Here is a 6,279-nt window from a genome sequence, read left to right on the forward strand (position 1 = left end):
GTTTTTACGCCAAGGTTGGATGGAAAATGACTTATCTAAATTGTTTTATGATATTCATCCAAAACATAACTCTTTTGTAGTGCAGTGACTATAGTTAAGCCGTTGTGAATACTTTGATTTAACTCATCGTCTGAAAGACTAACTAACTTGTCATCTTTATCTAGGTTGTCTTCATTAAAGTCTGTATCCTTGTGCAAGATAGATTGCTTTCTTCCATCCTTAATCTTACTTTGAATAATTTCCTCATATACAGCTTCAAAGTCCTCGTTAGACCATTCATCAAGATTTTCATCCATTGTTAGCATCAGCCAATCACGACCAATACATCCCAGATATTTACTGATGGTATCTAACCTACTATTATTATCACTCAACAAGCTATTGACCCACCCTAAAAGACGCATGGCGTTGGGTTGGGTTAACTCCTGCTGTAACAGCTCTACTTGTATAATAGCGGATGCTTTACTGCCTTTAAGAGCATCTTGAACCTCTTTAATGAGATTCTTACTAAAACTTGGATACTCCCTACTATTGGTACCTTTTTCGTCAGATTCTGAAAAGCTTGCTACAAATAACTCTTCCCAAGTGAGCGGCTGTATATTTGAGTTAATCACCTCTTGATTATAATTAATAAGCTTATTTGTGGTTAAGCCCGTCGTTTTAATCTTGCCCTGTCTAACAATAGCCAGTGCAGTGTCTATATCGCCTCCTTTCATCTGTCGCCAATGATAGTCAGCGTATTTTATTAACTGTGATAAATGCGGTTTACTTTTATCTTTATTTTGTAGTTTTAGCTTCTTACAAATATCACTGATAATGGTTTCGAATGACTTCACATCTTCTTTTTTTAACTTTTTATTTTTTAGCGCGTATAAAAAGCAAAGTGTCATATCATCAGGTATGTACTCTACATAGCGCTGTAAGCTTGTAGTAGATACATCCTCTGAGATATGACCTTGCGTATAAGAACAACCGTAATTATCATCATCAATACTGAGCAAGATTAGCGCCAAACTCTCGCTGCTGACACCTGAACCTGGTAATTCATCAGTTGCTGGTAGCTGCAATTGATATATGTCTCGTTCGCCTATGAGCCATTGATACAGTGCTTTTAACACATCTATGTCATTCAACCCCCCATACATCACGCTACAGTAGAGCACTGACTCAATCAAATCATTGTTTGAGAACCTTCTTTTCCGTTGCCATATCTCAATCATTTGCTGGCTAGCAAGGCTTACTTGAGCACCATTTACCATCCAATCGTAAGATATTGTTAAATGATCACGCTCTGCTATAACTGGTACAACCGGCTCATCTAAATTCAATCCATGTAATTTGTTATAACTTCGAATGAACTCTAAAAATCCTTGCCTGGCTAAATAATAGGTATGTGCAGTATCAAAGCGTATCTCAAGCACGCTATCAATGGTTTGATAGTATTCAGTTAGGTCTGTTCCTGTGGGTATGTGATTGTCATCAACATACGAAGCTATCAAAACTTTTGCCTCATTTTTGATACTCACATGACTCTTGCTTTTATTTTCTTCTCTTAACTGATGGGCAACAGCATTATCCATATACATTTACCTCAACTTGTCGTAGGTTAAGCTCAACTGCAACTTTATCTAAGTCAGCGGATAACTCTTTTAGCTCATTAATGGATAATGATGACATGGGATGCATAGCCTCCTGATCTGGATGTTCATGACCATATAGGGCGCAGATTAAATGCTCAGGAGACTTATTCGTTAGTAGTGAGCGTAATTGATGTCTTAGCCAGTTATCTTGATGACTAAAAAAATTTTTTATCTGATAGCGAACCTTACTAGGTGTAATGCCGGTAAACCCTTTGGGGTTTTGGCTAAATAGCTGAATGAGTGGCTGACTAGAGTTCAAAATGTTATTTATAGGAAATTGATCATTGGGATATATAGAATTATGCATGACCGCAAATTGCTTGATATATTCAATATAATTTTGAATTGCTATGACTAAGAAATCACTAAGAGGAATAAGCCTTCCCTGCCCTTGTCCCTGACGTTCTTCTTTATCCGACACCCATAACAGCCCCTGCCTAAAATCAAACTGATTTAACAGCCCAGGCGCATGCTTTACGGGTCTAATCCCAGTCTGAATAAAGATGATGTGCCATAGCCATACACCATAAGCATTAAACTGCTCAATATAGCGATCCTGCCGTATGTTGATATTCCGCTTTAATCGACCGTTATAACTCTCAACTGCTTCAGCAAGCTCATCAAAAAACTTTTGACAGATATCAGTATTCAAAGTCATGTCACTACCGATATATTTTTTATAACGATTACTTTGTGTGTTAAATATACTAAGCTGTCGCAGCTCATTTTGGCTGTCCGCAGTACAATATTTGGTTAATAAGTATATAGCGCTGTAGTAGGTTTTCTCTAAGCTTATCGTCTCAATACTGGCGTAATACAAAGGTGAGCTATGTTTAACATCAACCCCAGTAACCATGTCGGCATGTAATGGCTTGTGGAGCTCATTCTTTATGACTGTATATAAACAAGCGTCAATATGCTGATTTGATAACACTGGTAGCTCTAGCTGAGTTTTTAAACTTGCTAGGACTTCAGAGATCTCATTGCTATCTATCAAAAACTTATTTTCAATAACCGCTTGCAGTCTAGTTGGCAAAGCTAATTTAAATTCATTATCATGGCTCTGACGATGCGGCAATAGGTGACTTCTACGATTCGAAGTTACATTAATAGTGTTACTCATAGCATAACTGTCAGCAGCCGAACCGCTCTCATGGCTCAACCACTTGCGCTGACTTTTATCCAACGCCAGCTCATGAAGCACTTCTTTGATCTTTCGGCCACTTACCATTGATAGCAATATAACGGCATAAATCTGACGCTGTTTATAACTAACAACGACAAAAAGCTGCCATAACCGAGCAAATAGCATTTGATAGCTTAGTAGACTTAGTTGACGTAGATGGGTAGGGAAATGAAACTGATTACGGCGGGCATGTCGATAGTTGTTTTTTAGCTTCCATTGTTGCAACTCTGATGATTTAGCGGTTGTCCTGGAAGGCTTAAAGTCATTGTCTAGAAGCGCAGGCGGGTCATCATCAGCAATACTTTCAGCGTCCGCCACGTTATCATTTATATGGGGTCTGCCAAATACTGTCGCTCGTAGTGGCTCATCAGCACTATCAAGGTATCGCTTATTAGTGTGTTCTTTGCTAAATTTATTGTTTTGTGAGTTGGTATAGGTTTTACCCACAAACGCTTTGTTCTCTGCAATCACTTCATAGGCAAGTCTTATTTGACCAATTTTACTAGCCAACTTTTGATTAACCACTTTGCCTGACTCTTCATCACTTCTTATCTTAGCTTCATATACGCGTAATGCTTCTAGTGCATTCCTCAGTGAAGCACGTTGAGCATGGATATCAATCAGTTTTTTAATAATCTCAGACTGTGGGTTGTTGTCCTTTAACCCCATCCTTAGACGCACACTTAGCTGACTGACTTTGGCAGAGTGCTCATCCTTACGTATAGCAATCATAATAATTATTTGCAGATATGCACTCATAAACTGCCATGCTTCATTATCACTACGTGCTTGACCATACCTCTGGTAAAACAAGACCAGCATATAAGTAACCGCCCAAGCCTCGATCTTTTTCTCTTTGACGACTTCCCTGGCAATAGCTTCACATTCAGACGATGCAAATACTGGCATATCTATCTTGGCATACTCATCAATATGTAGGTAGAAGCTTGGATTAATATAAAGAGTATTAATAATCAAGGTTTGTACTTTTATACAGTACAGTGAATCAAGCGGCACTAGATTATCTAAAACCCTCTGTAATTCGCTGTTATCAAACTGCTTTATATTCATTAGGATGCACCACTCAACCAGCTCATACTTTGAGGAATACCTAGAACTCGCTCTTCTAGTGCAAGCTTACATTGGCGATATTCATAACTACTCTGGCTAATACCTGCAAAATGGCAATACTCCCTTACAGTCAGTTGCCTAACCCCCATAAGCTGATATATCACACTTTGAGGCGCCGTACTTTTAAGCGCTTTAAACAAATCGGGATGGTGAATACCTTTCAAGAAAATTAAGTCTATAACATCCCTCCATGCGAGCTGCTGAACGTCTTTAATACTTTCAGGGATTATTAAACACGGATAATCACTATCACTCTCGAACCTTAAGACCTGATCGACTCTTTGGAAATCATTAAAGAAATAAAAATTGTTATTCCCTCCATCAACTAACCGAAGTGGTGGACGGTAAAAATTATCCAAAAACTTCATATCGATATAAGGAGTTTTAGGTCTCATTCTCTGCCAAACACCTAAAGCAGTTCTAGCATACGGATGTACATACAGATCATCCTTACTAGGGTTGGCAATTTTTTGCCTAACCTTAAGTTTATTATTTTTCATCATTTATGTATTTATCGTGAATATAATTCATGTTATCCAATAATCATTCAGGTGTCAAATGCTTTAGTATTGCGGGGATTAATATCGTAAAATAATTAGTATTATTAATCATTTAGTATTATTTTAGGCATAAAAAAACCTCTTAACACTATAGGATATATAGCTTCAAGAGGTTATCTCTTTTTCTAATTTTATTAGGTGAAGAGGTCAGAGTTGGGGTTTGAGCGTAAGGAGCTTTACTCACAAATCCGTTACCTTTTGAGTCAGCATACGATAACTAGGCCACGTGCAATTAATATTAATTATACGCTGACGGATTCGGTCGACTGCACGGTCACCAATGTAACGATTAAAACTTTCCGGCGATAGATTGGTGGTAATAATTGTTGGTAAACCTAGTTGATAACGGCGATCAATGATAGCGGATAGGCGCTCTCTGTCTTCCTGAGCCATTAGCTCATTCAATCGGGTCGTATTTTCACCTACTTCGTCAAGAATAAAGACAGTAGCACGACTAATCTGCTCGATATATGTAGCTTCAGTATCTTTAGTATTCCTATCCCATGTCATCCTGACCTCCCTATGAATTTGACTCTCCCGCTTATAAACTACAGTCATGTTAGTCTTGAACTTTTGGTTGATAATCTCATTAGCGATTAGGCAGGCTAACTTAGTTTTGCCAGTCCCAGTATTACCTGTTAATACAATGTTTTTACTATCAGCGCCATAAGTTGATACATACTTACGCATGACATTTATAATATTATAAAAACGTTCACGAATTGCTTCATCGCCCAATATAGCCCATGTGTTAAAACCCATACCCAAATGTTCTTTTGGAATGTCAAGATTTCTACTAAGTTCATTACGCAGGCGAGCTAAACGTTCGGTATATGCGTCAGCATCCCATTTACATTTCTGACAGGAGTTCTCACCTGCTTTTATCGCAGTTTTTGACACCTTCCATGTTTGGCGGCCATGTACATCACAGTTAGTAGTGATTTCATCCATCTCATAGGCAAGCTGGATAAAAGTAGAGTTTTCTTGCTTAGCTAGACTGCTAATCGAACCTTGTTTGTAATTATTAATATTTGTGCCATTTATACATTTTGTGTCATGTCTTTCTTCTGCATAGTTCAGTAATGTCATATCAAAGCTCCATTAATTTTTTGTGGCTTAGTGAAGTAGAGTTTGTGAGGATGCTAACCAGTTAGGCTAGTACGATATACAATGCTTATTTTCATCATAATATTCGTGATCACCTATCCAAGATTTTTTCTCTTCATCAGTCATGTCAGCCCCAGGATTGCCCCAGTAATCGTTTACCGCTTGCGGATCAGTGGCTCGATTATACGATTTGCCGTTCATGGTAGGAGATACCTTAACTATGGTTGGTTCATCCTCCCAAGATTTGGCGTTTAGCCAAGTGCTAGGGTGTTTTTGATATTCAGAAGCTTGTATTACAGGGATTTGATCTCGCACTGCTTTCATAATTTTATCAAACAAGGCTTGAGGATCATCAGGTCGTTTATGTTTAACTTTTGCCTCTTTCTTAGTTCCTTTAAACACACTGTGCCAAGTTGTTTCAGCTGTACCTTTCGATTTTTTGTTTGGGTATGCTGCATAGAACAACTCAAATTTTTCTTCACGCCATTTTTCGCAGTTAATTTCTTTTTCATAGTTATTAGTTTCTAATTTTTGTTTATTGGTTATAGCATCTTTTTGCGTGGTAATCCCCCCAATAAATAAGAACACTTACAAATAGAGATTAACTGCTAAAATACACCAGCAGGAGAATCCTATGAAAAAGACACGCTTTAGC

The 6,279-nt window shown here is 38.0% G+C and carries 5 protein-coding genes; all 5 read right to left on the reverse strand.

Translation table 11 applies throughout. From position 1 onward, the window contains the following. Nucleotides 1-35: 35 nt before the first annotated feature. Nucleotides 36-1,580 (reverse strand): hypothetical protein, encoded by a 1,545-nt coding sequence (locus ACQKCG_RS13570; RefSeq protein WP_427585478.1) that lies wholly within the window; start codon nt 1,578-1,580, stop codon nt 36-38. Beyond that, the gene (locus tag ACQKCG_RS13575; RefSeq protein WP_201572925.1) at nt 1,573-3,897 is read right to left on the reverse strand and encodes a hypothetical protein; all 2,325 of its coding nucleotides are present in this window, start codon (nt 3,895-3,897) and stop codon (nt 1,573-1,575) included. Before ACQKCG_RS13575 ends, ACQKCG_RS13570 begins: the two co-directional genes overlap by 8 nt. After that, nucleotides 3,897-4,460 (reverse strand): hypothetical protein, encoded by a 564-nt coding sequence (locus tag ACQKCG_RS13580; RefSeq protein ID WP_201572923.1) that lies wholly within the window; start codon nt 4,458-4,460, stop codon nt 3,897-3,899. The genes ACQKCG_RS13575 and ACQKCG_RS13580 overlap by 1 nt, the downstream gene beginning before the upstream one ends. Nucleotides 4,461-4,697: 237 nt before the next feature. Continuing rightward, nucleotides 4,698-5,606 carry an ATP-binding protein gene (locus tag ACQKCG_RS13585; protein ID WP_427585479.1) on the reverse strand — a complete coding sequence of 303 codons (909 nt, stop codon included), beginning with the start codon at nt 5,604-5,606 and terminating at the stop codon, nt 4,698-4,700. 66 nt (nt 5,607-5,672) lie between these two features. Further along, the gene (locus ACQKCG_RS13590; RefSeq protein ID WP_427585480.1) at nt 5,673-6,212 is read right to left on the reverse strand and encodes a hypothetical protein; all 540 of its coding nucleotides are present in this window, start codon (nt 6,210-6,212) and stop codon (nt 5,673-5,675) included. Between the last annotated feature and the right edge of the window lie 67 nt (nt 6,213-6,279).

The sequence above is a fragment of the Psychrobacter sp. NPDC078929 genome, from assembly GCF_050267985.1.
In the GTDB taxonomy this organism is placed as follows: domain Bacteria; phylum Pseudomonadota; class Gammaproteobacteria; order Pseudomonadales; family Moraxellaceae; genus Psychrobacter.

Excerpts from the sequence above, each read along its gene's own strand:
- ACQKCG_RS13570 (WP_427585478.1), bottom strand. The coding sequence starts at position 1,580 with ATGGATAATGCTGTTGCCCATCAGTTAAGAGAAGAAAATAAAAGCAAG.
- ACQKCG_RS13575 (WP_201572925.1), bottom strand. The coding sequence starts at position 3,897 with ATGAATATAAAGCAGTTTGATAACAGCGAATTACAGAGGGTTTTAGAT.
- ACQKCG_RS13580 (WP_201572923.1), bottom strand. The coding sequence starts at position 4,460 with ATGATGAAAAATAATAAACTTAAGGTTAGGCAAAAAATTGCCAACCCT.
- ACQKCG_RS13585 (WP_427585479.1), bottom strand. The coding sequence starts at position 5,606 with ATGACATTACTGAACTATGCAGAAGAAAGACATGACACAAAATGTATA.